Here is a 25,980-nt window from a genome sequence, read left to right as displayed (position 1 = left end):
AAGCTTGCATATGCGAGATATGCGGGCAATGGCCATAGGATGAGTGGCATGAGCCAACACATCGGAATCGTGGGCTGCTCCGCCGAAGGCGCGGCCCTTTGCTACAAGACCATCTGCGTGGAGGGCGCCGCGCTGCTCGGGCCCCATGCGCACCCCGAGGTGTCGATGCACACGCCCTCGCTCGCGGACTACGTGCGCTGCCTCGATGCGGGCGACGTGGCCGGCGTGGGCGAGCTGATGCTCGCTTCGGCGCGCAAGCTGCAGGCCGCGGGTGCCGACTTCCTGATCTGCCCCGACAACACGATCCACCAGGCCTTCGACTATGTTGCGCCGCGTTCGCCGCTGCCCTGGCTGCACATCGCCGAGGTGGCAGCCGACGAGGCCGTGCGGCGCGGCTTCCGGCGCATCGGCATCACGGGCACGCGCTGGCTGGTCGACAGCGAGGTCTATCCGTCCAGGTTCGCGGCGCGTGGCCTCGAGTACCGCCGGCCGAACGCGCGCGAGCGCGACGAGACCGGGCGCGTGATCATGGACGAGCTGGTCAACGGCATCTTCAGCCCCGAGGGCGTGGCGAGCTTCCAGCGCGTGATCGAGCGCATGAAGGCGCAGGAGGGCTGCGACGCCGTGGTGCTGGGCTGCACCGAGATCCCGCTGATCATCAGCGATGCGAACTCGGCGCTGCCGACGCTCGATTCGACGCGGCTGCTGGCGCGCGCGGCGCTGCGGCGCGCCGTGCAGCCGGCTTGAATAGTGTGAACAGGCCCTAGGCGAGGAAATCCTCGATCAGCTTCGCCACCCGCTGCGGCTGGTCGTGGTGCAGCATGTGGCCGGCATCGGCCAACTGCTCGATGCGCACCGAGGGCACCGAGGCCAGGCGCTGGTGGAACTCCTCGAGCGTGTAGCGGTTCTTCCACCAGCCCTGGAGGCTGTCGTCGGCCGCTTCGATCATCAGCGTGGGCGCGGCAATGCGCGCATAAAGCGCGCGCACCTCGTCGACGCGGAAGATGTTGGCGTTGATGACCTTGTGCGCGGCCTCGCCGAGGATCTGCCAGCGCGCGCTGCCGTCGGGCTGAACGCGGCTGGCCGACCAGTGGCTCGCGAGCCAGTCGGCCTTGTCCTGCGACAGCCGCGGGTTGGTCTTCATGAGCCGGCGCGCCACGCCGTCGACGGCCGAGTAGCTGGCGAGCTCGAGTTCGCCGCGGTGCAGCCGCTTGAGTTCGTCGATCCACTGGCCGTAGCGCGCGGGCGCTTCCTCGGGCTGGCGCGCGGGCATGCCGAAGCCCTCGAGGTTGACCAGCCGGCGGATGCGCTCGGGCCGCACGCCCGCGTAGTGCATGACGACGTTGCCGCCCATGCTGTGGCCCACGAGGTCGACCGGGCGCGCGGCCTCGCCTTCGCCCGCGTAGTGGTCGAGCAGCCATTCGAGGTCGGCCAGGTAGTCGGGCAGCCAGTAGTTGTCGACCCCGCCGCCGTCGGTGAGGCCGAAGCCGCGCCAGTCGGGCGCGACGATGAAGCGTTCCTCGGCCAGCGCGTCGACCACGAACTGCCAGGAGGCGGCCACGTCCATCCAGCCGTGCACCAGCACCAGCGGCGGCCGCTCTGCCGAGGGCTGGCCCCAGAGGCGCACGTGGTAGCGGAGGTTGCGCACGGGCACGAATTCGCTGCGCGAGGGACGGAGGGCGTGGTACATGGCTCCGATGATAAGGAGCCGGGTCGAAGCGGACAGTCCGCCAGACGACAGTGGCGTGACGGCCGCGCCGCTCGGGTTTGGCACCACCGCCAGCGCGCCGCGGAGCCCGGCGGTACATTTCCGCGCATGCAAAAAATCAGACTCGGTCAGAGCGACCTTCACGTCACGCCCATCTGCCTCGGCACCATGACCTTCGGCGAGCAGGTCGACGAGCCCACGGCCCATGCCATCCTGGCGCGCTCGCTCGAGCGCGGCGTCGACTTCATCGACACGGCCGAGATGTACTCGGTGCCCACGCGCCAGGAGACCTACGGCGCGACCGAAACCATCATCGGCAACTGGTTCGCGGCCAACCCCGGCGCGCGCCGGAAGCTGACGCTGGCCAGCAAGGTCGCGGGCCCGCTGCGCAACACGCCCTGGGTGCGCGAAGGCGTGGGCATGACGGGCGCGGACATCGTGGCCTCGTGCGAGGCGAGCCTCAAGCGGCTGCAGACGGACGTGATCGACCTCTACCAGATTCACTGGCCCGAGCGCCACGTGCCGGCCTTCGGCAACATCTATTACGACCCGGCCAAGGAGGTCTCGCAGACCCCGATCCGCGAACAGCTCGAGGCGCTGGCCGGGCTGGTGGAGGCCGGGAAGATCCGCGCCATCGGCCTGTCGAACGAGACGCCCTATGGCGTGCACGAGTTCGTGCGGCTGGCCGAGGAGCACGGGCTGCCGCGCGTGGCGACGGTGCAGAACGTCTACAACCTCGCGAGCCGCGGCGCCGAGAACGGCCTCGACGAAACCATGCACCGGCTCGGCGTGTCGCTGCTGGCCTATTCGCCGCTGGCCTATGGCCTGCTGACCGGCAAGTACGACCAGAGCGGCATCACCGGCCCGGACGCGCCGCAGGAAGCGCGCATCACGCGCTACGAATCGGTGCGCAAGCTGCGCTGGGGCCGGCCCGACGCGCTCAAGGCCGCGCGCCGCTACAACCAGCTCGCGCGCGACAACGGCCTCACGCCGGTGAAGCTCGCGCTGGCCTTCTGCTACACCAAGTGGCAGGTGGCGAGCACCATCATCGGCGTGCGCACGGTCGAGCAGCTCGACGAGGACATCGATGCCTGGGGCACGACGCTGTCGCCCGAGCTGCTGGCGCAGATCGACGCGATCCGCTGGGAGATCCGCGACCCCGCGGCCTGATCTTCTCGTTCAGCGCGCGCATTCGCCGCGCGCGGCCGCCAGCGCGAGCGCGGGCAGGCTCAGCAGGCCCATGTCGCCGCCCTTGAACTGGCCCTTCATGCAGTCGCCGTGCGCGGCGCCCGACAGGCCCGCGCTCAGGCGGCTGTCGAGCGCTGCGCGCGTGCCGGCCGGGTTCAAGTCCTGGTTGGCGCGCTCGGCGAACGAGGGCGCGCGATCGCTGTCGCGAAGGGCGCGGCGGGTGGCTTCGGAATTCAGGATCAGCGGGGCGGGCGGTGTTGCCACTGCAGCGGGCGCTTCGGCCGGGGCGACGATGGCATCGCGCGGTGCCGGCTCGGGCCTTGTCGCGCTGCGTGGGGGCGCAGCCCGCACGCGTGCCGCTGCCGGGGCCGATGCCCTGAGCTCGGTCCGCACCGGCGCAGCGCGCGGCTTCGGCACATCGACCCATGCGATCTCGACGACGCCCTGCACCGGAAAGACCGGCCGCGCGTGCGGCCGCGTCGCCACGAGCAGCAGCCACAGCACCGCCACGTGCGCGGCGGCCACGGCCAGCACGAGCGCCGGCAGGAACAGCCGCCGCATCAGTCGCCCGCGTCGCTCCGCCATTCGAGCAGGTCGCCCGGCTGGCACTGCAGCGCCTCGCAGATGCGCTCCAGCGTGTCGAAGCGCACGCCGCGCACCTTGCCGCTCTTGAGCAGCGAGAGGTTCTGCTCGGTGATGCCCACGTGCTCGGCCAGTTCGCGCGAGCGCATCTTGCGCCGCGCCAGCATCACGTCGAGGTTGACGACGATGGGCATCGTTCAGACGAAGCCCGCGTTGTCGTCGGCCAGGCGCCGCGCCTCGACCATGACGCGCGCGATCGCCACCAGCACCGCGCCGAACAGGATGTGCAGGCCGTCGAACCACGAGAAGCTCAGCGCCAGGAAGCGCTGGCCCGGCGGATTGCCCAGGCTCTGCGCCACGGTCATGAGGCCGCGCGCGAGCGGCAGCAGCAGCGACAGCAGCAGCACGGCCCAGGCGAAGCGCATGAGCGCGTCTTGCGCGGCGGCGCCGAACACGCGGCCGTGGCGGTACTCGCCGAACAGCCGCCAGATCTGCCGCAGCGCATACAGGCCGCCGCCCACGGGCAGCAGGCTGACCAGTGCGGTGCGCCAGCGCGCGGCCTCGTCGGGCGGCGGGCCGGGCAGGCCGAGGAAGCTCGCGGCGCCGAGGAAGCCGGTCCATTCCCAGCGGTGGGCCAGCAGCAGGAGCAAGGGCTGCACGACGAGCAGCGCCGCGCCCGCGAGGGCCAGCGCCTGGACGACGCGGGCGTGCCGCGCGAGATGAAGCGAGGGCGAGGCTGGCGTATGCTGCATGGCGCACCCATGTTGGTTGTTAATCGATAAAAGTTTATCGTAAAACAATAAGTTTTTTGCTGAAGCGCTCCTGAAGGGGTGCCGTCCTCACCGTTGCCATGGCCAAGAAGAACGTCCACGTCTCCGAGACGCCCGCCACCCAATTGCTGCGCGCCCACAAGGTCGCGTTCACCGAGCACCCCTACGAATACATGGAGCACGGCGGCGCCCAGCGCGGCGCCGAGATGCTGGGGCTCGATCCGTTCATGGTGATCAAGACGCTGGTGATGCAGGACCAGGACGCCAAGCCGCTGGTGGTGCTGATGCATGGCAACCGCACGGTGTCGACCAAGAACCTCGCGCGCCAGATCGGCGCCAAGTCGGTCGAGCCCTGCAAGCCCGAGGTGGCGCAGCGCCACAGCGGCTACATGGTGGGCGGCACCTCGCCCTTCGGCACCAAGCGCGAGATGCCGGTGTACGTGGAGGCGACGGTGCTCGCGCTGCCGCGCATCGTGCTCAACGGCGGGCGGCGCGGCTACCTGATCGGCATCGATCCGCAGGTGTGCGTGCAGCTGCTGGGCGCGACGCCGGTGGAGTGCGCGCTGGCAGAATAGCCGGCTCCTGCGATTCGATCGTCGGCGCTGCGCGTCCCGCCCGGGGCGCATCGGCGCGGCGATGCGTCCCCCGAAGAACAACACCGATCCGCGGAGACCCGCCTTGACCTTTCACCTGCCTACCCTGATCGCCATCGTGGCGTCGTACCTGCTCGGCTCGCTGTCCTTCGCCGTCATCGTGAGCAGGGCGCTCGGCATGGCCGACCCGCGCAGCTACGGCAGCAAGAACCCCGGCGCGACCAACGTGCTGCGCTCGGGCAACAAGGGCGCGGCGCTGGCCACGCTGCTGCTCGACGCGATCAAGGGCTGGGTGCCGGTGTTCGTGATCCGCCACTGGGGCGCGCAATGGGGCCTGGACGACGGCGTGGCCGCGGTGGCCGGCGTGGCCGCCTTCCTCGGCCACCTGTACCCGGTGTTCTTCGGCTTCCAGGGCGGCAAGGGCGTGGCGACGGCGGCCGGCGTGCTGGTCGGCATCGCGCCCTGGCTCGGGCTCGCGACCGGCGCCACCTGGCTGATCATCGCGGTGTTCTTCCGCTACTCGTCGCTCTCCTCGCTGGTCGCCGCCTTCTTCGCGCCGGCCTACTACCTGATCGGCGGCGGCATCGCGTGGCCGCTGAGCCGCACGGCGCTGGTCGCCATCATCGTCATGAGCCTGCTGCTGATCTGGCGGCATCGCGAGAACATCCGCCGGCTCGCCGCCGGCACCGAGTCCAAACTGGGCTCCAAAAAGAAAAAGGACTGAAGGATCACCATGGGCACCATCACCCGCTTCCACGTCGGACCGCGTCTTTCCGAGACCGCGGTGCACAACGGCACCATCTACCTCGCGGGCCAGGTGCCCGACGACACCACGCAGGACATCCGCGGCCAGACCCAGCAGGTGCTGGCCATGGTCGACCGGCTGCTGGCCGAGGCCGGCAGCGACAAGTCGCGCATCCTCATGACGCAGATCTTCCTGGCCGACATCGCCGACATCACGGCGATGAACGAGGTCTGGGACGCCTGGATTCCGGCCGGCAACACGCCGCCGCGCGCGACGGTGCAGGCCAAGATGGCCAACGCCGGCTACAAGATCGAGATCGTGGTGACGGCCGCGCAGGCCTGATTCGCGCTTCGCTTCAGTAGCGCTTCTCGAGCACCATCTGGTCGGCGTCGCGTCGCATCGAGAAGCGGTTGATGAAGCTGTTGCCCAGCAGCACGAAGGGCATGGACTGCGGCGAGACGATGGCCTCGAGGTCGTAGACCTCGACGTCGCCCACGCGCACCGAGCGCAGCCGCAGCAGATAGCCGGGCGCCACGCCGTTGGCGGTGTTGACCTGCACCGGCCGGCCCTTGCTGTAGTCGAGGCCGATGCGCTGCGCGTCGGCCACCGACATGGCGACCGTGGTCGCGCCGGTGTCGAGCATGAAGGTGACCGGGCGATCGTTGATCAGGCCCTGGGTCATGAAATGGCCGCGGCTGTCGGCCGGCAGCACGATGCGGTTGCCGCTGCCGCCCGAAGAGCCGCCGCCGCCGATGCTCACGGGCGTGTCCATGCGCAGCGTGACGCGCTTGCCCTCGGACTCGACCACCGCCTGCTCGGACTGCAGCGAGACCAGCTTCACGCCCTGGAAGCTTTCGCCCACCGCCACCGTCTTGGGCGCGCTGCCGTTGACGATCAGGATCGCGCGGCTGCCGATGGTGCCGGTCAGCATGACCGAGTCGGCCGCCTGGGCCGACGGCGCCGCCACCGCGGCCAGAACGAACGCGGCGACGGCGAATGCCTTCATGGGCCGGGGCTCAGTCGCGGAAGTTGTTGAAGGACAGCGGCGTATCCGGTACGTCCTTCTTGATCAGCGCCATGGCGGCCTGCAGGTCGTCGCGCTTGGCGCCGGTGACGCGCACCGCGTCGCCCTGGATCGCGGCCTGCACCTTGATCTTGCTGTCCTTGATCAGGCGCTGGATCTTCTTGGCGATGTCGCCCTCGATGCCGTTCTTGATCTTGATGACCTGCTTGACCTTGTCGCCGCCGATCTTCTGCACGTCGCCCTTGTCGAGGAAACGCACGTCGACGCTGCGCTTGGTGAGCTTGCTGCGCAGGATGTCCTCGACCTGCACGAGCTGGAACTCGGCATCGCCGGTCATGGTGATTTCCTTGTCCTTGAGCTCGACGGCAGCCGCGGTGCCCTTGAAGTCGAAACGGGTGGCGATTTCCTTGGCGGTGTTCTCGACGGCGTTCTTGACCTCGGGCAGATTGGGTTCGCAGACGGTGTCGAAAGACGGCATGGGCTCTCCTCAGATGTCACGGTAGCTGGATGCGACAATTCTCCCATGATCGTGGAGCACAACGTCCCGCTGCAGCCGTACAACAGCTTCGGCATCGTCGCGCGCGCGCAGCACCTGGTGCGCATCGCGAGCGAGGCCGACCTGGCCGCGCTGCATGCCGACACCGAATGGCGCGCCGCGCCGCGTTTCGTGCTGGGCGGCGGCAGCAATATCGTGTTGACCGGCGACGTGAAGCCGCTGGTGCTGAAGGTGGAGATCCAGGGCCGCCGGCTGGTCGAGGAGACCTCGCGCGCCTGGATCGTGGAGGCCGGTGCCGGCGAGGTCTGGCACGACACCGTGCAGTGGACGCTGGCGCAGGGCTATCCGGGGCTCGAGAACCTCGCGATGATCCCGGGCACGGTGGGCGGCTCGCCGGTGCAGAACATCGGTGCCTATGGCGTCGAGCTGCAGGACCGCTTCGATTCGCTCGATGCCTTCGATCTGGAAACCGGCCGCAGCTTCACGCTCGATGCGGCGCAATGCGCCTTCGGCTACCGCGATTCGGTGTTCAAGCACGTGCGCGGCGCGGGCGGCGCCAACGACTTCGGCCTGGCGGGCCGCGCGCTGATCACGCGCGTGCGCTTCCGGCTGCCCAAGCCCTGGAAGGCGGTGGCGGGCTACCTCGACCTGGAACGCAGGATGGAGGAAACCGGCAACTTCACGCCCGATGCGAACGACATCTTCGACTGGATCTGCGCCATACGCCGCGCCAAGCTGCCCGACTGGCGGGTGCTGGGCAACGCGGGCAGCTTCTTCAAGAACCCGACCGTCACGCCCGAGCAGTGCGCCGACATCATCGCGCGCGAGCCGAAGATCGTGCACTACCCGATGGACGACGGCAGCATCAAGCTCGCGGCCGGCTGGCTGATCGACGCCTGCGGCTGGAAGGGCAAGTCGGTGGGAAATGCCGGCGTCTACGAGAAGCAGGCGCTGGTGCTGGTCAACCGTGGCGGCAACGAGAACCCGGTGACCGGCGGCGAGGTGATGACGCTGGCCAAGGCGATCCAGACCAGCGTGTACGAGCGCTTCGGCATCCGGCTGGAGCCGGAGCCGGTGGTGGTCTGACCCGGCGCCGCCTGGCCGCATGGATCTCGACTTCCTGCACCTGAACTACCGCCGGCGCATCGCTGCGCTGGTGTGGCTGCGGCGGCTCGTGATCGTGGCGGCGATCGCCGCGCTGGTGTTCTCGCGCGGGCGCTGGTGGAGCGTGGCGCTGGGATTCATCGGCACGGGCCTGCTGGTGGCGGTGATGGGCTGGTTCGAGACCAGCCTGCGCCGCCAGTTCATCCGCGAGGCGCGGCTGCCGCCCTTCCTGGTCCACAAGCTGATCGCGGCCCATCCGCAACTGAGCCGGCGCGACGCCGAGCTGGTGCTGCGCGGCCTGCGGCAGTTCTTCATGGCGCACCTGCGCAGCGGGCGCAAGTTCGTCGGCATGCCCTCGAAGGTGGCCGACACCGCCTGGCACGAGTTCATCCTCCACACCCAGGGCTACCAGCACTGGTGCCAGGCGGCCTTCGGTGGCCTTTTGCACCACACGCCGGCCGAGGTGCTGGGGCGCGATCCCAAGCGCAACGACGGGCTGCGCCGCAGCTGGTACTGGGCCTGCAAGGAGGAGAGCATCGATCCGCGCAAGCCGGCGCGGCTGCCGCTGCTGTTCGCGCTCGACGTCAAGTTCGGCATCGAGGGCGGCTTCAACTACGTGCCCGACTGCCGCGACATCGATCGGCAGGCCGGCTCCGATGCTCACTGCGGAACCAGCTTTGGCGAAGGCGGCTCGTCGAGCGGTGGCTGTGGCGGCGATGCGGGCGGCTTCGGCGGCAGCGAATCGAGCGGCGGCGATGGCGGCGGCGGGGATTCGGGCGGTGGCGATGGCGGCGGCTGCGGTGGGGGTTGCGGGGGCGGAGGCGGTGGGGACTGAGCGCCCCGTAACGGTGGCACCAAAGAAAAAAAGCAGGCGCGAGGCCTGCTTTTTCGTTGGGGCTTGGAAAGGCTTACTCGCCCTTGCCGCTGTCGTCGTTCGTGAGCTTCGGCAGCGCCGCGCCCTGGCTCGAGGCCAGCAGGCCGGTCTTGGTGTAGATGCCGAGCTTCTCGCGCGTGTCGACGATGTCGAGGTTGCGCATCGTCAGCTGGCCGATGCGGTCCAGCGGCGTGAACGCGCCCTCGACCTTTTCCATGCTCAGGCGCTCGGGCTTGTAGGTGAGATTCGGCGACTCGGTGTTGAGGATCGAGTAGTCGTTGCCGCGGCGCAGCTCGACCGTGACCTCGCCGGTGATCGCGCGCGCCACCCAGCGCTGGGCGGTTTCGCGCAGCATGATGGCCTGCGGGTCGAACCAGCGGCCCTGGTAGAGCAGGCGGCCCAGGCGGCGGCCGTGGTCGCGGTACTGCTCGATGGTGTCCTCGTTGTGGATGCCGGTCACCAGGCGCTCGTAGGCGATGAACAGCAGCGCGAGGCCGGGGGCCTCGTAGATGCCGCGGCTCTTGGCCTCGATGATGCGGTTCTCGATCTGGTCGCTCATGCCCAGGCCGTGGCGGCCGCCGATGCGGTTGGCCTCGAGGATCAGCTCGACCAGGTTGGGGTAGCTCACGCCGTTGAGCGCGACCGGCACGCCTTCCTCGAAGCGCACCGAGACGGTTTCGCGCTTGACCTCGACCTCGTCCTTCCAGAAGGCCACGCCCATGATCGGCTGCACGATCTGGATGCCGCTGTTCAGGTGCTCGAGGTCCTTTGCTTCGTGCGTGGCGCCGAGCATGTTGGAGTCGGTCGAGTAGGCCTTCTCGGCCGACATCTTGTAGGCGAAGCCGGCCTGCTGCATGAAGGCCGACATTTCGGCGCGGCCGCCGAGCTCGTCGATGAAGACCTGGTCGAGCCAGGGCTTGTAGATCTTCAGGCTCGGGTTGGTCAGCAGGCCGTAGCGGTAGAAGCGCTCGATGTCGTTGCCCTTGTAGGTGCTGCCGTCGCCCCAGATGTGGACGTCGTCTTCCTTCATGGCCGACACCAGCATCGTGCCGGTGACCGCGCGGCCCAGCGGCGTGGTGTTGAAGTAGGTGACGCCGGCCGTCGTGACGTGGAAGGCGCCGGCCTGCAGCGCGGCCAGGCCTTCGTTGGCGAGCTGCGCGCGGCAGTCGATCAGGCGGGCGTTCTCGGCGCCGTAGAGCATCGCCTTGCGCGGGATCTCGTCGTAGTCGGGCTCGTCGGGCTGGCCGAGGTTGGCGGTGTAGGCGTAGGGGATCGCGCCCTTGTTGCGCATCCAGTGCAGCGCCGCGCTGGTATCGAGGCCGCCCGAGAAGGCGATGCCGACCTTCTGGCCGGCGGGAACGTTTTGGAGGATGGTCGACATGCTGGGAGGCTCCGTGCGGTTCAGCCGAAGTGGCAGATGTAGCTGTAGGGCTCGCCGCTCACGCGGATCTGGAAGCTGGAGTTGCCCGGAACGTCGAACTTCTGGCCGGGGCCGGAGGCGATCCACTCGGTGGTGCCCGCGAGCTGGTATTCGCAACTGCCGGCGGTGCCTTCCATGATCTCGGGGGCGCCGGTGTTGAAGGTCAGGGTGGACGGCAGGATCACGCCGACCGATTTCTTCGTGCCGTCGGCCAGCGTGAGGCTGTGGCTCACGCACTTGCCGTCGAAGTAGACATTGGCCTTGGTGGCCACAGCGGCGCTGTTCAGGGTGTCGGTAATCGTCATGGAATGGCGCCGGCGCCGGGGGCGTTCGGCTGGTCGAGGACGGCACCGCGCAGGCGGCGCACCCCTCAGGGGTTGGAGAAGTCCTCGATTTTAGGGGCTTGGCCGGCGGCGCCTGGCCGGCCGGCCGCCTCAGCGGTGCCAGCCGTGGTAGCCGCCGCCGCGCCAGCCGCCGTAGCCGCCGCGGTAACCGCCGTAGCCCCGGTAGCCGCCGCCCCAGCCGCGCGAGTAGCCGAGGTTCAGCGAGATGCCGACCGGCGGGTAGACGTAGGGCTGCGGATAGGCATAGGCCGGCTGCACGTAGACCGGCGCCGGATAGACCGCGGCCGGGTAGGCGGGCTGGGCATAGACCGGGGCCGGCTGCGTGCCCGACACCACCACGCCCGGCTCGGGCACGACGTCGTCCCAGGGCGAGCCCGTGGCGTACTGCTGGCCTTGCTGCTGCGGCGGCGGTTGCTGCGCATAGCCGCGGTTGTCGGTTTCGACCGGGTAGGGCGTGAGCTGGTTCTGCGGCGTCACCGGCGCGGTGGTCACGCCATAGGCGTTGGCCTCGACGGGGATGGTGGCGCCCGGCTGGTAGTCGGTGCGCGTGGTGTAGCGGCGGCCGTTGTACTCGTAGGTGACGTTGTAGCTGGTGCCGGCGCCGTCGCGCACCGGCGTGGCCGAGAGCACGCGCGCCTGCACGGTCTGGCCCGACTGGGCATGGACCATGCCCGCGCTGGCGGCGAGGACGCCGGCCAGCGAGAGGCCGAGGACGGTACGGATGGTCTGGGTATTCATGTTGGAGACTCCTGCGGATCGGACGCGGTGCGCTGCGAGGGGAGCGCGGCTGCGCCCGGTCTGGGTTCGACGCCGGCCCGCCAGGCGGGTTCCGGCATTTACACGGCGTTCACAGCACGGTTTTCACAGTCGCTTACAGCGTCCTGGCCCATTGTTCGGCGTCGAAACCGGCCGTGATGTCGGCCTGGCGCGCCTTTTGGTGCCAGTCCACCACCGGCCGCTTGATCAGGCTGGGATTGGCGAGCAGCACGGCGCGCGCCGAGGCGGCGTCGACCACCGATTCGCGCGTGGCGTCGTCGAGCTTGCGCCAGGTGGTGCCGCGGCGGTTGACCAGCGTTTCCCAACCCAGCGCGGCCAGCCAGCGGTCGAGCTCGGCCTCGGGCACGCCCTGTTTCTTGAAATCGTGGAAGCCGTAGGCGATGTCGTGGTCGGCTAGCCAGGCGCGGGCGCGCTTGACGGTGTCGCAGTTCGGAATGCCGTACAGAGTGGTCGAAGGGGTTGTCATGGCGCCGATGATGCGCGAGCGGCGGGTGGGCGACAATCCCGGCCTCCATGGAAACCCTGAACGACTGGCTCGAGCGCGCCGAGCGACTGCATCCCAAGAACATCGAGCTCGGACTCGAGCGCGCGCGCGAGATGGCCCAGCGCATGGCGCTGCGCTTCGGCTGCCCCGTGATCACGGTGGCCGGCACCAACGGCAAGGGTTCGACCTGCGCCATGCTGGAGTCGATCCTGATGCACGCCGGCTATCGCACGGCGGTCTTCACCTCGCCCCACCTGGTGCACTTCGAGGAGCGGCTGCGCCTGTCGGGCCAATCGGTCGATGCTTCCAAACTGATAGCAAACTTCGAAGCCGTGGAAAAGGCCCGGGGCGACATGCCGCTGACCTATTTCGAGTTCACGACGCTCGGCATCCTGCGCTGCATGATCGAGGAGACGCCCGACGTGGCGATCCTCGAGGTCGGCCTGGGCGGCCGGCTCGACGCGGTCAACATCATCGACGCCGACTGCTCGGTGATCACCAGCATTGACCTCGACCACATGGAATTCCTCGGCCCCGACCGCGAGAGCATCGGCTTCGAGAAGGCCGGCATCCTGCGCGCCGGCAAGCCGGCCATCGTGAGCGACCCGATGCCGCCGCAGAGCGTGATCGACCATGCCGAGGCCATCGGCGCCGACCTCTGGCGCTTCGGGCGCGACTTCAACGTGTCGGGCGACAAGCAGCAATGGGGCTGGAGCGGCCGCGGCCGACGCTACAGCGGGCTGGCCTATCCGGCGCTGCGCGGCGCCAACCAGTTGGTGAATGCGGCCGGCGTGCTGGCAGCGCTCGAATCGCTGCGCCAGCAGCTGCCGGTGACGGCACAGGCGATCCGCAGCGGCCTCGCGATGGTCGAGCTGCCGGGACGCTTCCAGATCGTGCCGGGCCAGCCGGTGCTGGTGCTCGACGTGGCGCACAACGCGCACGCGGTGGCCGCGCTGGCCGAGAACCTCGACGCGATGGGCTTCTACCCGACCACCCATGCCGTGTTCGGCGTGATGGCGGACAAGGATCTGGCGCCGATCCTCGCGCGCATCGGGCCGCTGATCGACCGCTGGTACTTCACCGACCTGCCGACTGCGCGCGCCGCCAAGGCGGCCGACCTGCTGGCGACATGGCAAGCGCAGAACACGCGCAAGGACGCCGCCGGCGAGGTCTTCGCCGACCCCATGCAGGCGCTCCAGGCGACCATCGAGCGCGCGGACCCCGCTGATAGAATCGTGGTCTTCGGATCGTTCTTCACCGTGGGCGGCGTGCTCGAGCATGGCACCCCCCGGCTGCAAGCCAAACACCTGTCCTAAACCTTGTCGCCCGGCGGCTGATTCGCAGGTCGATCTCGCCGGATTCCGCAGCTTCCCGCATCACTCGCAGCACTCCTTCAGGGACCGAACTTCATGGCGTTTTTCAAGTTCCGCGCGCGCGGCCCACAAGGCAACGAAGGACGCAGCGCACCGGCTGCGGTGCCGGCGGAAAGTGTCGAATCCATGCGCCGTCGCGCCCGCCACCGCCTGCTGGGCGCCGCGGTGCTGGTGCTGCTGGGCGTGATCGGTTTCCCGCTGCTGTTCGACACCCAGCCGCGCCCGGTGTCGGTCGACATCCCGATCGAGATTCCCGACCGCAACAAGGTCAAGCCGCTGCCGGTGCCGCAGGCACCCGCGCCGGCCGCCACCAGCGGCAGCGACAACGGCGACACCCGCGTGGCCGCCGCGACGCCGTCGCGTCCCCCGGCCGCATCGAGCGGCGGCATCATCACCGAGACCGCCGACGGCACCGAGATCGATGCCTCGGGCCGGCCGGTCAACAGCGCGCAGGCGCCGGCTCCCGCGCCGGCCAAGCCGGCCGAACCCAAGCCCGAGCCGAAACCGGAGCCCAAGCCGGAACACAAGCCCGAAGCCAAACCCGAGCCCAAGCCGAAGCCCGAACCCAAGCCCGAGGCGAAGCCGGAACCGAAGCCCGCGCCCAAGCCCGCCGCGGTCGACGACGGCGCGCGTGCCCGCGCGCTGCTCGAAGGCAAGCCGATCGCCGCCGCGCCGGCCACGCCCAAGCCCGCCGCCGCGTCCGACGACAACGGCCGCTTCGTGGTGCAGGTCGGCGCCTTCGCCGATGCCGACAAGGCCCGCGAGGTGCGGCAGAAGCTCGAGAAGGCCGGCCTCAAGACCTATGTGAACGTGGCGAAGACGGCCGACGGCGAACGCACGCGTGTGCGTGTCGGTCCCTTCGGCTCGCGCGCCGAGGCCGACAAGGCCGCCGAGCGGGTGAAGGCCTTGTCTTTGTCGGCCGCGATCCTCACCTTGTAAGTCGCCACCGCCTGTAGTCGCCGTGGCCTTGCTCGACTGGATCGCCGTCGCACTCATCGTGGTGTCGATGCTGTTCGGCCTCGTGCGCGGGCTGGTGTTCGAAGTGATTTCGCTGATCGGCTGGGTGGTGGCGTTCGTGGTGGCGCAGTGGTTCGCGTCCGATGTGGCGGCCTGGTTGCCGGCCGGCGATCCGCAGGCGTCCTGGCGCTATCCGCTGGCCTTCGTGCTGCTGTTCGTGGCGGTCGCGTTCGGCGTGGGCCTGATGGCCTCGTTGACGCGCAAGCTGATCGCCGCCGTGGGATTGCGTCCGGTCGACCGGATCCTGGGCGGTGCCTTCGGCGCGGCCCGGGGCGCGGTGGCGCTGCTGGTGTTGGCAGTGGTTGTTCATTTGCTGGCGTTGAGCGACAGTGCCTGGTGGCACGAATCGCGCAGCGCCGTTGTTCTCGACGCGGCATTGCAGAGCCTGAAGCCTGCATTGCCCGAAAAATTGGCAAGCTACCTGCCCTGAGAGGATCGCTTCATGTGTGGAATCGTCGGCGTTGTCAGCAACGCACCCGTCAACCAGCTGCTCTATGACGCGCTGCTGCTGCTGCAGCACCGCGGCCAGGATGCCGCCGGCATCGTCACGCTGCAGGAACGCAAGTTCTTCATGCACAAGGCCAAGGGCATGGTGCGCGACGTGTTCCGCACCCGCAACATGCGCGCGTTGCCCGGCAGCGTGGGCCTGGGCCAGGTGCGCTATCCGACCGCCGGCAACGCCTACAGCGAGGAAGAGGCGCAGCCCTTCTATGTCAACGCGCCCTTCGGCATCGTGCTGGTGCACAACGGCAACCTGACGAACGCCCATGCGCTGCGCGCCGAGCTGTTCTCGACCGACCACCGCCACACCAACACCGACAGCGACTCCGAGGTGCTGCTCAACGTGCTTGCCAACGAGCTCGAGCAGTCCTCGCACGGCGTGCCGCTGAACCCGGCCGAGGTCTTCGCCGCGGTGCGCAGCATGCACAAGCGCCTGCGCGGCTCGTACGCCGTGGTGTCGCTGATCGCGGGCCACGGCCTGCTGGCCTTCCGCGATCCCTACGGCATCCGCCCGTTGTGCATCGGCCGCAGCGCCGACGGCACCGTGATGGTGGCCAGCGAATCGGTGGCGCTCGAGGGCTCGGGCCACACCTTCGAACGCAACGTGCTGCCCGGCGAGGCGGTGTTCGTCGACATGCAGGGCCAGCTCCATTCGATGCAGTGCGCCGATGCGCCCACGCTCAATCCCTGCATCTTCGAGTTCGTGTATCTCGCGCGTCCCGACTCGGTGCTCGACGGCATCTCGGTCTACCAGGCACGCCTGAACCTCGGCGAGACGCTGGCCAAGCGCGTGGTCTCGACCGTGCCGCCGAACCAGATCGACGTGATCATCCCGATCCCCGAATCGAGCCGCCCGAGCGCGACGCAACTCGCGCACCTGCTGGGCATTCCGTACCGCGAGGGCTTCGTCAAGAACCGCTACGTGGGCCGTACCTTCATCATGCCGGGCCAGGGCGTGCGCAAGAAGTCGGTGCGCCAGAAGCTCAACGTGATCGCGAGCGAGTTCAAGGGCCGCAACGTGCTGCTGGTCGACGACTCGATCGTGCGCGGCACCACCAGCCGCGAGATCGTGCAGATGGCGCGCGACGCCGGCGCGCGCAAGGTCTACCTCGCGAGCGCCGCGCCGCCGGTGCGCTATCCCAACGTCTACGGCATCGACATGCCGACCAAGGACGAGCTGGTGGCGCACGACCGCACCGTGGAAGAGATCCGCGAGCTGATCGGCTGCGATGCGCTGATCTACCAGGACGTCGACGCGATGAAGCGCGCCATCGGCTCGCTCAACGGCAAGCTCGACGGCTTCGATGCCTCGTGCTTCGACGGCGTCTATGTCACCGGCGACATCGACACCGAAGCCATCTCGCGCATGAACGGCAACCGCCCGCGCATCGAGGAGACCGAAGAGGATTCCTCGCGCCTCGCGCTGCCCAACCTGAGCTGATCTTCTTCCGACATTCCTCGTTGGCCTCGCGCCCGAAAGTTTCCGTGACCGATCGACCCCTGCCTCCCGGCCTGCACCGCGACACGCTGGCCCTGCGCACCGCGCTCGAACGCAGCGTGCATGGCGAGCACTCCGAAGCGCTCTACCTCACCAGCGGCTTCGTGCAGCCCGACGCCGAGACCTCGGCCCGCCGCTTCGCCGGCACCGAGGAAGGCTTCACCTACGCGCGCACCTCGAACCCCACCGTCAGCAGCTTCGAGCGCCGGCTCGCCGCGATGGAAGGCACCGAGGCCGCGATCGCCGCCTCCAGCGGCATGGGTGCGATCCTCATGATGTGCATGGGCCTGCTCAAGGCCGGCGACCATGTCGTGTGCTCGCGCTCGATGTTCGGCTCGACCATCAACCTGATCGGGCGCGAGTTCGGCAAGTTCGGTGTCGAGACCACCTTCGTCTCGCAGACCGACGTGGCCGAGTGGCGCGCCGCGGTGCGTCCCACCACCAGGCTGCTGTTCGCCGAGACGCCGACCAATCCGCTGACCGAGGTCTGCGACATCCGCGCGCTGGCCGACGTGGCGCACGAGGCGGGCGCGCTGCTCGCGGTCGACAACTGCTTCTGCTCGCCCGCGCTGCAGCGGCCCGCCGAGCTCGGCGCCGACCTGATCATCCATTCGGGCACCAAGCATCTCGACGGCCAGGGCCGCGTGATGGCGGGCGCGATCTGCGGTCCCTCGAAGCTGATCGTCGACGTGTTCGGCCCGGTGGTGCGCACCGCGGGCATGGTGCTGTCGCCGTTCAACGCCTGGGTCGTGCTCAAGGGTCTCGAGACGCTCAACGTGCGCATGCAGGCGCACTGCGCGAACGCGCTGGCCGTTGCGCAATGGCTCGAGGCCCAGCCGGGCATCGAGCGCGTGTACTACCCGGGGCTCGCCTCGCATCCGCAGCATGAGCTGGCGATGCGCCAGCAGGCGGGGCAGGGCGGGGCGGTCGTGTCCTTTATCGTGAAGGGCGGAGATCCCGAGACCGCGCGCGCCAACGCCTTCCACGTCATCAACAGCACCGAGGTCGTGAGCATCGCCACCAACCTCGGCGACGTGAAGACCATCATCTCGCACCCGGCCACCACTTCGCACGGACGCCTGTCCGAGGACCAGCGCCAGGCGGCCGGCATCGGCCAGGGCCTGATCCGCCTCGCGGTCGGCCTCGAGCACGTCGACGACATCAAGGCCGACCTGTCGCGCGGCCTTTCCACCCTGAATTTCTGAATCCCGCCTCCATGACCGGCAAAGTCCGCACCCGCATCGCTCCGTCTCCCACCGGCTTCCTGCACCTGGGCACCGCGCGCACCGCGCTCTATTCGTGGGCCTATGCGCGCCACCATGGCGGCGAGTTCGTGCTGCGCATCGAGGACACCGATGTCGCGCGCTCCACGCAGGATTCGACCGACCAGATCCTGGCGTCGATGCACTGGCTCGGCCTCGACTACGACGAAGGTCCGATCTACCAGATGCAGCGCCTCGAGCGCTATCGCGCCGTGATCGCGCAGATGCTCGAAGCCGGCACGGCCTACCACTGCTACGCCACGCCCGCCGAGCTCGACGAGATGCGCGAAGCGCAGAAGGCGCGCGGCGAGAAGACCCTGTACGACCGTCGCTGGCGCCCCGAGCCCGGCAAGGTGCTGCCGCCCGTGCCCGAGGGCGTGCCGCCGGTGGTGCGCTTCTGCAATCCGCCCGAAGGCGACGTGACCTGGAACGACCTCGTCAAGGGCGAGATCACCATCAACAACCGCGAGATCGACGACCTGATCATCCTGCGGCCCGATGGTGTGCCCACCTACAACTTCGCCGTGGTGGTCGACGACTGGGACATGAACATCACGCACGTGTTCCGCGGCGACGAGCACATCAACAACACGCCGTGGCAGATCAACATCTTCCACGCGCTCGGCGCGCCGCTGCCGCAGTTCGGCCATGTGCCCGTGATCCTCGGCGACGACGGCCAGAAGCTCTCGAAGCGCCGCGGCGCCGTGAGCGTGACCGCCTACGAAGACAACGGCTACCTGCCCGAGGCGATGCTCAATTACCTCGCGCGTCTCGGCTGGAGCCACGGCGACGACGAGCTGTTCACGCGCGAGCAGATGGTGAGCTGGTTCGATGGTTCGCACCTGTCGAAGAGCCCCGCGCAATGGGACGCGGCCAAGCTCGCGTGGGTCAACGCGCAGTACATCAAGGCCAAGCCCGATGACGCGCTCGCGCCGCTGGTGGCCGCGCAACTGAAGAAGCGCGGCATCGAGGCCGACGATCGGCTCGCCGCGATCTGCGCGCTGTTCAAGGACCGCTGCGAGACCACGGTCGCGCTGGCCGATTGGGCCGCGGCCTTCTATGCAGACGTCCACGCGAGCGACGCGGATCGTGCGCAGCACATCACCGATGCCGTGAAGCCAGCGGTGGCCACGCTTGCGGATAAACTCTCCACCCTTCCGACGTGGGACAAGGCGACGATCGCCGCGGCCATCAAGGAAACCCTGGCTGCGCATTCGCTCAAGATGCCTGCTCTGGCGATGCCGGTGCGTGTTCTCGTGATGGGAACGCCGCAGACGCCATCGCTCGATGCGGTCCTCGCGATTTTTTCTAAAGAAAAAATCATCGAGCGTTTGAAAGTGGCCTAAAAACCGGTCTATAATTTGAGGCTCGACACCGACACAAGGTGATTCTGAAAAGAAGCACTGGAATGTCAAAGAGGGGGTATAGCTCAGCTGGGAGAGCGCTTGCATGGCATGCAAGAGGTCATCGGTTCGATCCCGTTTACCTCCACCATCAAAAGTGTCGAGAAGAGAAGAAGTGCTGATCGCAGCACGGTTCCTAAGGTTTTGACCCTATCGTCTAGAGGCCTAGGACACCACCCTTTCACGGTGGCTACCGGGGTTCGAATCCCCGTAGGGTCGCCAGTTTCATGCAAGTGAAGCAGGCACGAGTCGTCAACACTCGGCTCCGCAAGGAGTGAACGTTGTCTACCAGGAGTGGTAGTTCAGTTGGTTAGAATACCGGCCTGTCACGCCGGGGGTCGCGGGTTCGAGTCCCGTCCACTCCGCCACATAAAGCAACGGGCTACGCGAGCAATCGCGTAGCCCGTTTGTCTTTTTGGAGATCCGAGCCGAACCCTCCATGGATTTGGTTGGCATCGTCGACTTGGCACCGGCGGGAGTGGAGCGGCTCTTGTCGAGCTGGGGCGCGTCGCTGACGCCGCCCGCATTGCCGGTACCACCTGCGAGCGAGCCGGTGACGCGCTGACGGTGCGGTAGTCGCTGTCTTCGATCGCGACTCGTCCTCACCCTGGCTTGGGACGGCGGTGGGAGTTCTTGAGCGATCGGGACGCGAACTCGACTTTGGCTCGAGTGACGTCGTCCTCGGCGTGCAACTGCAGCTTCTTGCAGTTCGCGCATTGGTACAGCCGCAGCCAAGGGAGAAGTCGCATCCATGGTCGGCGCTCTACGCGGTAGAGATGGTCGACGGTGCAATCACAGGCCTGAAAAACGGACATAGCCAAACAATTAGTGCGAAAGTTGCACTCATTATTTGCTTGTAATCGTGACAAATTTCACCGTTTTCCGTGGGGAGTTGTGAGGTGACCCACAGCTAGTTCAAGGTTCGTGCGGGCTCCAGGAACACGCGGGCCAATTGGCGGGCTCCGTTGCTCCGGGCTGCAGCAGCGGCGCCACGTTCTCGCAACGCCCAGGGCTCAGTTGCTCTCGCCACGACTGCGCGACGCCCCCAAACGAACAAAGCCCGCACAAGGCGGGCTTTGAAAATATGGTCGTGAACTCTTACGCGGTCCACGCTACGGCAAAGATTCCCTTGCGGAAGTCATTGTTGTTTTTCTCGTCGTAGTGACTTCGACGCGCTGGTGTGAGATTCAGCTTGCCTGGCCAGGCAACGCTCGGACGTTCCGAGCGAAGGCGCATTGTAGCAGGCCCGTGCATGCGGTCCGCGAGCAAGGGTCACGCACGTCGTGCGTAGCGTCCCGGAGGCAGTCCCACATGCCTGCTGAATGCAGTGCTGAAGGTGCTCGCCGAGCTGTAGCCCACGCGTTCGGCAACCTCGGCGATCGCGACGTCGTGCTGCTTGAGCAGGTTCTTCGCGAGCGCCATGCGCCAGGCCAGCAGATATTCCATCGGCGGCAGGCCGACCGCGCGCGTGAAGCGATCGAAAAAAGCCGAGCGCGATAGCGCGGCCTTCTGTGCGAGCTGGGTCACGGTCCAGGGCCGCGCGGGATCCGCGTGCAGTTGGCGCATCGCGAGCGCGAGGCGCGCGTCGGCCAGTCCGCGCAGCAGGCCGGGGGGCGCATCCTCGCCGGACGACGAACGCAGTGCCTCGACGAGCAGCACTTCCACCAGGCGCGTGAGCACGAGCTCGCGCCCGGAGCGTTCCTCGCTCGATTCCTCGCCGACCAGCCGCACCAGCACCGAAAGCCGATCGACGCCGCGCACGTGTACCAGCGTCGGCAGCAGCGAGACCAGCAAGGCCGCATCGGGCGAATCGAACACGAAGTAGCCGCCGAGCAGGCGCACGTCGGGCGGGCCGTCGCGCGTGCCGTGGCGCACCTCGCCTTCGGGTGCGGGCGCGAGCTTGGGATCGATGTGAACGGGCGCGGCCGCTTCGAAGCTCGACAGCGTGAAGCCCGGCGTTGCCGGCATGAGCACGAAGTCGCCCGCTTCGAGAGCGATGGCTTCCTCGCCCTCGACCGCGAGGCGGCAACTTCCGCTGATCACCGCGCAGAAGCTGGGCTGGCCGAAATCGGAATAGCGGACGGCCCACCGGCCGGCGCCGCTGATGCCCTTCGAGAACACGGCGCGCGGATTGAGCAACGCGATGACCTCGGAGAGCGGATCGTTCATGGCTGGACGCTCACAAATGAATCGTGGACTTTTCATTGTAGATGGTCCGGTTTTCTCTGGATATCGTTCGCTCCCATGTCAACCACTCAGCAAGCACCCATGACAACCGTCCTCATCACCGGCTGTTCGTCCGGCTACGGCCTCGAGACCGCACGCCATTTCCTGTCGCAGGGCTGGCGCGTGATCGCCACCATGCGCACGCCGCGCGAAGACCTGCTGCCGCGCGACGAGCGGCTGCGCATCGTGGCCCTCGACGTCACGAATCCGCACAGCATCGCCGCCGCGCTCGAGGCGAGCGGACCCATCGACGTGCTCGTCAACAACGCAGGCATCGGACTGCTCGGTGCCTTCGAGGCGACGCCGATGAGCACCACGCGCGAAGTCTTCGAGACCAATACCTTCGGCGTGATGGCGATGACGCAGGCGGTGCTGCCGCAGTTCCGCGCGCGCCGCGCCGGCGTGGTGGTGAATGTGACCTCGAGCGCCACGTTGGCGCCGATGCCGCTGGTCGCGGTCTACACGGCCAGCAAGACGGCCATCGAAGGATTCACGGGCTCGCTCGCGCACGAGCTCGCGGCCTTCGACGTGCGCGTGAAGCTGGTCCAGCCCGGCTATGCACCGAGCACGAACTTCACGAGCAACGGCCAGTCGCGCATGGCAGGCTTGATCCCGCCCGTCTACGGGGCTTATGCGCAGCAGGTCTTCGCGTCCTTCGCGGGCATCTCGGCAGTGACCACGGCATCCGACGTGGCCGAGACCGTGTGGCGTGCCGCGCACGACGAGTCGGGGCAACTGCGCTTTCCGGCAGGTGCCGACGCGGTGGCGCTGGCCCGTTCGAGCGCGCCTTCTGCATCGGCTTGAGTTGGCGTAGGCGGTCTTCCACAGCGCGCGATGGGGCGATGTGCGCGCCGTAGCATGGCCAGGCCCGCATCGTCGCGGGCGCGGTTTGCGTCATGTTTTCAGCAAAGGAGTTCGCCATGCCCATCTCTTCGCTTCGTACGGTGGCTGTCGTCTGTGCAGTGGCTGCGAGCAGCATCGCCTTCGTCGGTTGCACGACCACGCGTCCCGACAACCAGGCCAGCAGTTCGTCCTCGCGTGCGTCGATCGATGCGCAGGTCGATGCCTCGCTGTCCAAGCTCTACGACTCGGTGCGCGGTTCGCGCGAACTCGTTGCCAAGTCGAGCGGCGTGCTGGTGTTCCCGGCGGTGGTCGGCGCGAGCATGGGCGTGGGTGCGGAATACGGCCGCGGCGCATTGCGCGTGAACGGCCGCACTCAGTCCTACTACAGCACCACCTCGGGGTCGATCGGCTTCCAGGCGGGCGCGCAGTCGAAAGCCGTGATCTACCTGTTCACCACGCAGGCCGCGCTCGACAAGTTCCGCAGCAGCAAGGGATGGACGGCCGGCGCCGATGCCACGGTGGCCGTCGCGACCATCGGTGCCAACGGCAGCATCGACACCAACACGATCCGTCAGCCCGTGGTGGGCTTCGTGCTGACGAACGTGGGGCTCGAGGCCGGCGTCTCGGTGCAGGGCGCGAAGGTGACCGAGATCGCGCTCTGACGCGAAGCCGGCCGCCGCGCGCTCAGGCGGCGGCCAATTGCAGCTGCAGCGTGGCGATCTGCTCGCGCAGCGCCTTGTTCTCGGTTTCGAGCGTCGCCACGCGCTGCTTCAGCGCCTGAACCTGCTCGGAATCGGGCGCCTCGAAAGGCGATTCACTGTCGGACGAGGCTTCGGCTTCGTCCTCGCGCGGCTTGCGCTTCGCTTCGCGCGCACGCTTGGCCGCGAGCTTCAGTTCGTCCTTGCCCGCATTCGCGGCCGCCACCTGCTCCTCGGCGGGCAGGCTCGCCACGGCAGCGGCGGCGTTGATCGAGATGGTGCCGGACTTCACCGCGGCCACCACTTCGGGCGCGGCCTGCTTCTGGATCTTCTCGATCATCTGGACCTGGGTGCTGCTGATGCGCGCGGCCTTGGCGATGGCCTCGCGGCTGTTGAGCGGCGCGGGCGGCGGCACGCTCGCATCGTCGCTGCTCGCGGCCGAGCTCGTGGGCGTGTCGGCATCCGTGGTGGCGGACGATACGCTCGCCGTGCGCGCGCGCCGCTCCGTCACGATGTCCTTCTTGCGCAGCGCGAGCACGCCGCGCACGAAGTCCGAGATGCTGCGCCGGCCCAGGTGCTGGTCGATCATCCACAGGTGCACGTCCTCGATCGACTGGAAGCGCGTGTTCTGCACGGTCTGGAACGGCAGGCCGTGCCTCTGGCAGATCGCATAGCGGTTGTGGCCGTCGACGAGAACGTCGCCCCACAGCACCAGCGCATCGCGGCAGCCTTCGGTCAGGATGCTGCGCTCGAGGGCTTCGTGCTCCTCGGGCGTGAGGGGATCGATATAGGCTTTGAGTTCTTCGTTGACGACGATGTTCATGGAGACGGGGTGAGGGCAGGGGCGAAATTCTAGTGGTGCGGCCGGCTCGTCCTGGATGGCGTCGGCCTGTCTCGGTTTTGGCCGTTCAAACGTCTAAGGGGTAAGAAACAGGAAAGGATCGACCGCGCGGGCGGCTTTCCTTTATCCAAAGGTAGTAATAGTTCTCATTTGCATTCAGCCGAACTGAATACATCCGTACACCAGGAGTCTCCGTGGACATGTTGATGCACTCATCCGAACCCACGCTGGGGGAGGTTTTCATCGCAAACCGTGCCCAGCTCCAGCGCGTCGCACAGAAGATCGTGCGCACCGCGGATCTTGCCGACGAAGTGTTGCAGGACGCTTATCTCAAGCTCGCCGACGGCGCCGCCGTGCGCGATGTGCGCAAGCCGCTGGGCTATTGCTGCCAGGTGGTGCGCAACGTGGCTTTCGACTATCACCGCCACCAGTCGGTCGAGGCCAGCTATCGCACCTACTGCGAGGACGTCGAGCTCGTCAGCCCGCCGAGCAACGATGCGCCCGAACGCGTGCTCGATGGGCGCCAGGCGCTCGCGGTGATCGATCGCGTGCTCGGTGCGCTGCCCGCGCGCACGCGGCTGGCGTTCGAGCTCAACCGCCTGAGCGGCATGACCCAGCGCGAGATCGCCGCGCGGCTCGGCTGTTCCGCCACGCTGGTCAATTTCATGATCAAGGACGCCGACGCCGCCCTCGAAAGCTGCCGCTACCTGGTGCAGGGCAACTGATGCCGGCTGGCGCGTCGGCGATTACGATCGGCCGATGGCAAAGGACAAGGAGCACGACCCGGTCTGGCAGGCGGCCTGGACCTGGGTGCGCCGCCAGCACGAGCGTGGCGGCCTCGACGATGCGGCGCGCGACGAATTCGCGCGCTGGCTGGCCGCGGATCCCGTGCATCGCAAGACCCATGGCGAAGCGGCCCGCCTCTGGCTGCTCGTGGGCCTCGTTCCGCCCGCCAACGATGTCCCGTCGCCGGGCGACATCGCAGGCCGCTAGCCGCGGCCACTGACCCCCGCATCTCCCGACTCGTGCCGCATTGCGCGGCGGCGCAGCCATGCCCGCCTCCCGCCGATCGCTAATGCCTCGGCGACTAAACAGCCGCCCGCCCGCGCCGTCATGTATCGCAAGGACGGGCGCCTGACGCCTGCCGTTCGTCGAACTCCACCATCCCAAGAGGACCGCACATGTCTACCAGCTGCTTCGACCGTGAGGACGAGACCTTCATCGTGCTCGTCAACCACGAAGAGCAATTCTCGATCTGGCCCCAATGGAAGGCCGTGCCCGGCGGCTGGAAGGCCGTCGACGGCGTCCAGGGCGACAAGAAGACGGTGCTCGCGTACGTCGAGAAGACCTGGACCGACATGCGTCCCAAGTCGCTGCGCGACTGGATGGCGCAGCAGGAAGGCGCCCCGGCCTCCGCCTGAACGCATGCCGGCGCCTCTCTCCCTGCTGTGCCTGCCCTGCGCGGGTGCCAGTGCCACCATGTACCTGCGCTGGCGGCGCTTGCTGCCGCGCTGGATCGAGGTCGTGCCGCTGGAATTGCCGGGCCGGGGCAGCCGCCTGGGCGAGGACTTCGTCGAGGACTTCGATGCACTGGTCTCGCTGCTGTGCGGCGAGCACGAGGTCGCGCTGCGCGGCAACTTCGCGCTCTTCGGCCACAGCATGGGTGCCTTGCTGGCGTGGGGCATCGCGCAGCGTCTTCGCGCGACGGGTCGGCCCCTGCCGCGGGCCCTGCTCGTCTCGGGCAGCGCCGCGCCTTCGCAGCGCGATCCCGATCGCTTCGTCGACATGGATGACGACGAGGCGCTGATCGCCGACATGCGCAAGCAGGGCGGAACGCCCGAGGAGCTGTTCGCCAGTCCCGAACTGCTGCGCATGACGCTCGACACGCTGGCGGCCGATTACCGCGTCTGCGAGGGCTTCGTGCATCGCCGCGCCGCGCCGCTGCCTCTTCCGCTGCATGTGTTCGCGGGCCGCGACGACGACATCCAGCCCTGGCGCGTGGAGGCCTGGTCCGCGGAGACCCTGGATGCCGGCTTCTCGCTCGACTGGTTCGAGGGCGGCCACTTCTTCATCCGGCAGCACGAGGCCCAGGTGCTCGCCGCCCTGGTGCGGCGCCTGCCCCAATCCGTGGCGGGGGAGGCCGATGTGCTGCCCGCCATCGCCTGAGCCGTCATCGCCGGGTCTCGTGGCCGAGCCGGCTTCGCCATTC

General features: G+C 68.1%; 31 protein-coding genes and 3 tRNA genes. 22 read left to right on the top strand and 12 right to left on the bottom strand.

Annotation, left to right across the window (positions count from 1 at the left end):
• Window positions 1–48 precede the first annotated feature (48 nt).
• Entirely contained in the window at window positions 49–747 is a 699-nt protein-coding gene (locus BM109_RS02380; protein ID WP_093340240.1) for an aspartate/glutamate racemase family protein, read from the top strand.
• A 16-nt stretch (window positions 748–763) separates the two neighbouring features.
• On the opposite strand, the gene BM109_RS02375 is transcribed toward BM109_RS02380, so the two are convergent.
• Window positions 764–1,690, bottom strand: coding sequence for an alpha/beta fold hydrolase (locus BM109_RS02375; protein WP_093340238.1), 927 nt, complete (start codon window positions 1,688–1,690; stop codon window positions 764–766).
• Window positions 1,691–1,816: 126 nt separating this feature from the next.
• Here BM109_RS02375 and BM109_RS02370 point away from each other — a divergent pair, with 126 nt between their 5' ends.
• Window positions 1,817–2,878, top strand: coding sequence for an aldo/keto reductase (locus tag BM109_RS02370; RefSeq protein WP_093340237.1), 1,062 nt, complete (start codon window positions 1,817–1,819; stop codon window positions 2,876–2,878).
• Window positions 2,879–2,887: 9 nt separating this feature from the next.
• Here the strand turns inward: BM109_RS02370 and BM109_RS02365 are convergent, their stop codons facing one another.
• From BM109_RS02365 to BM109_RS02355, 3 genes are read right to left on the bottom strand one after another with little or no spacing between them, the layout of a single operon-like run.
• The gene (locus BM109_RS02365; RefSeq protein ID WP_093340235.1) at window positions 2,888–3,457 is read right to left on the bottom strand and encodes a hypothetical protein; all 570 of its coding nucleotides are present in this window, start codon (window positions 3,455–3,457) and stop codon (window positions 2,888–2,890) included.
• The gene (locus BM109_RS02360) at window positions 3,457–3,672 is read right to left on the bottom strand and encodes a helix-turn-helix domain-containing protein (RefSeq protein WP_093340234.1); all 216 of its coding nucleotides are present in this window, start codon (window positions 3,670–3,672) and stop codon (window positions 3,457–3,459) included. The genes BM109_RS02365 and BM109_RS02360 overlap by 1 nt, the downstream gene beginning before the upstream one ends.
• A 3-nt stretch (window positions 3,673–3,675) precedes the next feature.
• A complete protein-coding gene (locus BM109_RS02355) occupies window positions 3,676–4,230 on the bottom strand; it encodes a DUF2975 domain-containing protein (protein ID WP_093340232.1) in 555 nt (184 codons plus the stop codon).
• 98 nt (window positions 4,231–4,328) lie between these two features.
• Here BM109_RS02355 and BM109_RS02350 point away from each other — a divergent pair, with 98 nt between their 5' ends.
• The 3 genes from BM109_RS02350 to BM109_RS02340 all read left to right on the top strand — a co-directional run bounded on the left by BM109_RS02350 (window position 4,329) and on the right by BM109_RS02340 (window position 5,928).
• Window positions 4,329–4,823 carry an aminoacyl-tRNA deacylase gene (locus BM109_RS02350; RefSeq protein ID WP_093340231.1) on the top strand — a complete coding sequence of 165 codons (495 nt, stop codon included), beginning with the start codon at window positions 4,329–4,331 and terminating at the stop codon, window positions 4,821–4,823.
• A 103-nt stretch (window positions 4,824–4,926) separates the two neighbouring features.
• A complete protein-coding gene (gene plsY, locus BM109_RS02345; protein WP_093340229.1) occupies window positions 4,927–5,565 on the top strand; it encodes a glycerol-3-phosphate 1-O-acyltransferase PlsY in 639 nt (212 codons plus the stop codon).
• Window positions 5,566–5,574: 9 nt separating this feature from the next.
• Window positions 5,575–5,928, top strand: coding sequence for a RidA family protein (locus BM109_RS02340; RefSeq protein WP_093340227.1), 354 nt, complete (start codon window positions 5,575–5,577; stop codon window positions 5,926–5,928).
• Between the two features lie 13 nt (window positions 5,929–5,941).
• Here the strand turns inward: BM109_RS02340 and BM109_RS02335 are convergent, their stop codons facing one another.
• Complete coding sequence (locus BM109_RS02335; RefSeq protein ID WP_093340226.1) at window positions 5,942–6,592, bottom strand: retropepsin-like aspartic protease family protein; 651 nt, start codon at window positions 6,590–6,592, stop codon at window positions 5,942–5,944.
• Window positions 6,593–6,602: 10 nt separating this feature from the next.
• On the bottom strand, window positions 6,603–7,088 hold the full coding sequence (locus tag BM109_RS02330; RefSeq protein ID WP_093340224.1) for a YajQ family cyclic di-GMP-binding protein: 486 nt from the start codon (window positions 7,086–7,088) through the stop codon (window positions 6,603–6,605).
• A gap of 45 nt (window positions 7,089–7,133) precedes the next feature.
• Here BM109_RS02330 and murB point away from each other — a divergent pair, with 45 nt between their 5' ends.
• Window positions 7,134–8,192 (top strand): UDP-N-acetylmuramate dehydrogenase, encoded by a 1,059-nt coding sequence (murB, locus tag BM109_RS02325; protein WP_093340223.1) that lies wholly within the window; start codon window positions 7,134–7,136, stop codon window positions 8,190–8,192.
• Window positions 8,193–8,211: 19 nt separating this feature from the next.
• The gene (locus tag BM109_RS41120; RefSeq protein ID WP_093340221.1) at window positions 8,212–9,045 is read left to right on the top strand and encodes a glycine-rich domain-containing protein; all 834 of its coding nucleotides are present in this window, start codon (window positions 8,212–8,214) and stop codon (window positions 9,043–9,045) included.
• 73 nt (window positions 9,046–9,118) lie between these two features.
• Here BM109_RS41120 and argG read toward each other — a convergent pair whose 3' ends face one another.
• From argG to BM109_RS02300, 4 genes are all read right to left on the bottom strand, one after another.
• The gene (gene argG / locus BM109_RS02315) at window positions 9,119–10,465 is read right to left on the bottom strand and encodes an argininosuccinate synthase (protein WP_093340219.1); all 1,347 of its coding nucleotides are present in this window, start codon (window positions 10,463–10,465) and stop codon (window positions 9,119–9,121) included.
• Window positions 10,466–10,485: 20 nt separating this feature from the next.
• Window positions 10,486–10,809, bottom strand: a complete 324-nt coding sequence (locus tag BM109_RS02310; protein ID WP_093340218.1) for a pyrimidine/purine nucleoside phosphorylase — start codon at window positions 10,807–10,809, stop codon at window positions 10,486–10,488.
• A 129-nt stretch (window positions 10,810–10,938) separates the two neighbouring features.
• Window positions 10,939–11,586 carry a hypothetical protein gene (locus BM109_RS02305; protein ID WP_093340217.1) on the bottom strand — a complete coding sequence of 216 codons (648 nt, stop codon included), beginning with the start codon at window positions 11,584–11,586 and terminating at the stop codon, window positions 10,939–10,941.
• Window positions 11,587–11,719: 133 nt separating this feature from the next.
• Complete coding sequence (locus BM109_RS02300; RefSeq protein WP_177239221.1) at window positions 11,720–12,091, bottom strand: ArsC family reductase; 372 nt, start codon at window positions 12,089–12,091, stop codon at window positions 11,720–11,722.
• A 35-nt stretch (window positions 12,092–12,126) separates the two neighbouring features.
• On the opposite strand from BM109_RS02300, the gene folC reads away from it, so the two are divergent.
• The 9 genes from folC (at window position 12,127) to BM109_RS02255 (ending at window position 19,531) form a co-directional block, all read left to right on the top strand.
• Window positions 12,127–13,425 (top strand): bifunctional tetrahydrofolate synthase/dihydrofolate synthase, encoded by a 1,299-nt coding sequence (folC, locus tag BM109_RS02295; RefSeq protein ID WP_093340215.1) that lies wholly within the window; start codon window positions 12,127–12,129, stop codon window positions 13,423–13,425.
• Between the two features lie 93 nt (window positions 13,426–13,518).
• Entirely contained in the window at window positions 13,519–14,421 is a 903-nt protein-coding gene (locus BM109_RS02290; protein WP_093340214.1) for an SPOR domain-containing protein, read from the top strand.
• 22 nt (window positions 14,422–14,443) lie between these two features.
• Entirely contained in the window at window positions 14,444–14,929 is a 486-nt protein-coding gene (locus BM109_RS02285; RefSeq protein ID WP_093340212.1) for a CvpA family protein, read from the top strand.
• Between the two features lie 12 nt (window positions 14,930–14,941).
• A complete protein-coding gene (gene purF, locus BM109_RS02280; RefSeq protein ID WP_093340211.1) occupies window positions 14,942–16,441 on the top strand; it encodes an amidophosphoribosyltransferase in 1,500 nt (499 codons plus the stop codon).
• Between the two features lie 44 nt (window positions 16,442–16,485).
• Entirely contained in the window at window positions 16,486–17,703 is a 1,218-nt protein-coding gene (locus BM109_RS02275; protein WP_093340209.1) for an O-succinylhomoserine sulfhydrylase, read from the top strand.
• A gap of 11 nt (window positions 17,704–17,714) precedes the next feature.
• On the top strand, window positions 17,715–19,106 hold the full coding sequence (gene gltX, locus BM109_RS02270; protein ID WP_093340208.1) for a glutamate--tRNA ligase: 1,392 nt from the start codon (window positions 17,715–17,717) through the stop codon (window positions 19,104–19,106).
• 72 nt (window positions 19,107–19,178) lie between these two features.
• Window positions 19,179–19,254: transfer RNA gene (locus BM109_RS02265), tRNA-Ala, on the top strand.
• Window positions 19,255–19,309: 55 nt separating this feature from the next.
• A tRNA-Glu gene (locus tag BM109_RS02260) sits at window positions 19,310–19,385 on the top strand.
• A 69-nt stretch (window positions 19,386–19,454) separates the two neighbouring features.
• Window positions 19,455–19,531, top strand: a tRNA-Asp gene (locus BM109_RS02255).
• 904 nt (window positions 19,532–20,435) lie between these two features.
• Here BM109_RS02255 and BM109_RS02250 read toward each other — a convergent pair.
• On the bottom strand, window positions 20,436–21,332 hold the full coding sequence (locus BM109_RS02250; protein WP_177239220.1) for an AraC family transcriptional regulator: 897 nt from the start codon (window positions 21,330–21,332) through the stop codon (window positions 20,436–20,438).
• A gap of 99 nt (window positions 21,333–21,431) precedes the next feature.
• On the opposite strand from BM109_RS02250, the gene BM109_RS02245 reads away from it, so the two are divergent.
• Window positions 21,432–22,193, top strand: a complete 762-nt coding sequence (locus tag BM109_RS02245; protein WP_093340204.1) for an SDR family oxidoreductase — start codon at window positions 21,432–21,434, stop codon at window positions 22,191–22,193.
• 116 nt (window positions 22,194–22,309) lie between these two features.
• Complete coding sequence (locus BM109_RS02240; protein ID WP_093340203.1) at window positions 22,310–22,894, top strand: BPSL1445 family SYLF domain-containing lipoprotein; 585 nt, start codon at window positions 22,310–22,312, stop codon at window positions 22,892–22,894.
• A gap of 22 nt (window positions 22,895–22,916) precedes the next feature.
• Here BM109_RS02240 and BM109_RS02235 read toward each other — a convergent pair whose 3' ends face one another.
• On the bottom strand, window positions 22,917–23,753 hold the full coding sequence (locus tag BM109_RS02235) for a plasmid replication/partition related protein (protein WP_093340201.1): 837 nt from the start codon (window positions 23,751–23,753) through the stop codon (window positions 22,917–22,919).
• 218 nt (window positions 23,754–23,971) lie between these two features.
• Here BM109_RS02235 and BM109_RS02230 point away from each other — a divergent pair, with 218 nt between their 5' ends.
• The 4 genes from BM109_RS02230 to BM109_RS02215 all read left to right on the top strand — a co-directional run bounded on the left by BM109_RS02230 (window position 23,972) and on the right by BM109_RS02215 (window position 25,937).
• Window positions 23,972–24,496 carry a sigma-70 family RNA polymerase sigma factor gene (locus BM109_RS02230; protein ID WP_093340199.1) on the top strand — a complete coding sequence of 175 codons (525 nt, stop codon included), beginning with the start codon at window positions 23,972–23,974 and terminating at the stop codon, window positions 24,494–24,496.
• Between the two features lie 34 nt (window positions 24,497–24,530).
• Window positions 24,531–24,764: a FecR/PupR family sigma factor regulator gene (locus BM109_RS02225; RefSeq protein WP_093340198.1), complete on the top strand. Its 234-nt coding sequence runs from the start codon at window positions 24,531–24,533 to the stop codon at window positions 24,762–24,764.
• A 188-nt stretch (window positions 24,765–24,952) separates the two neighbouring features.
• Complete coding sequence (locus BM109_RS02220; RefSeq protein ID WP_093340196.1) at window positions 24,953–25,192, top strand: MbtH family protein; 240 nt, start codon at window positions 24,953–24,955, stop codon at window positions 25,190–25,192.
• A 4-nt stretch (window positions 25,193–25,196) separates the two neighbouring features.
• The gene (locus BM109_RS02215; protein ID WP_093340195.1) at window positions 25,197–25,937 is read left to right on the top strand and encodes a thioesterase II family protein; all 741 of its coding nucleotides are present in this window, start codon (window positions 25,197–25,199) and stop codon (window positions 25,935–25,937) included.
• Window positions 25,938–25,980: the final 43 nt, after the last annotated feature.

This window comes from Variovorax sp. PDC80 (assembly GCF_900115375.1).
GTDB lineage: Bacteria > Pseudomonadota > Gammaproteobacteria > Burkholderiales > Burkholderiaceae_C > Variovorax.
This window is presented reverse-complemented; position numbering and strand designations above follow the sequence as displayed.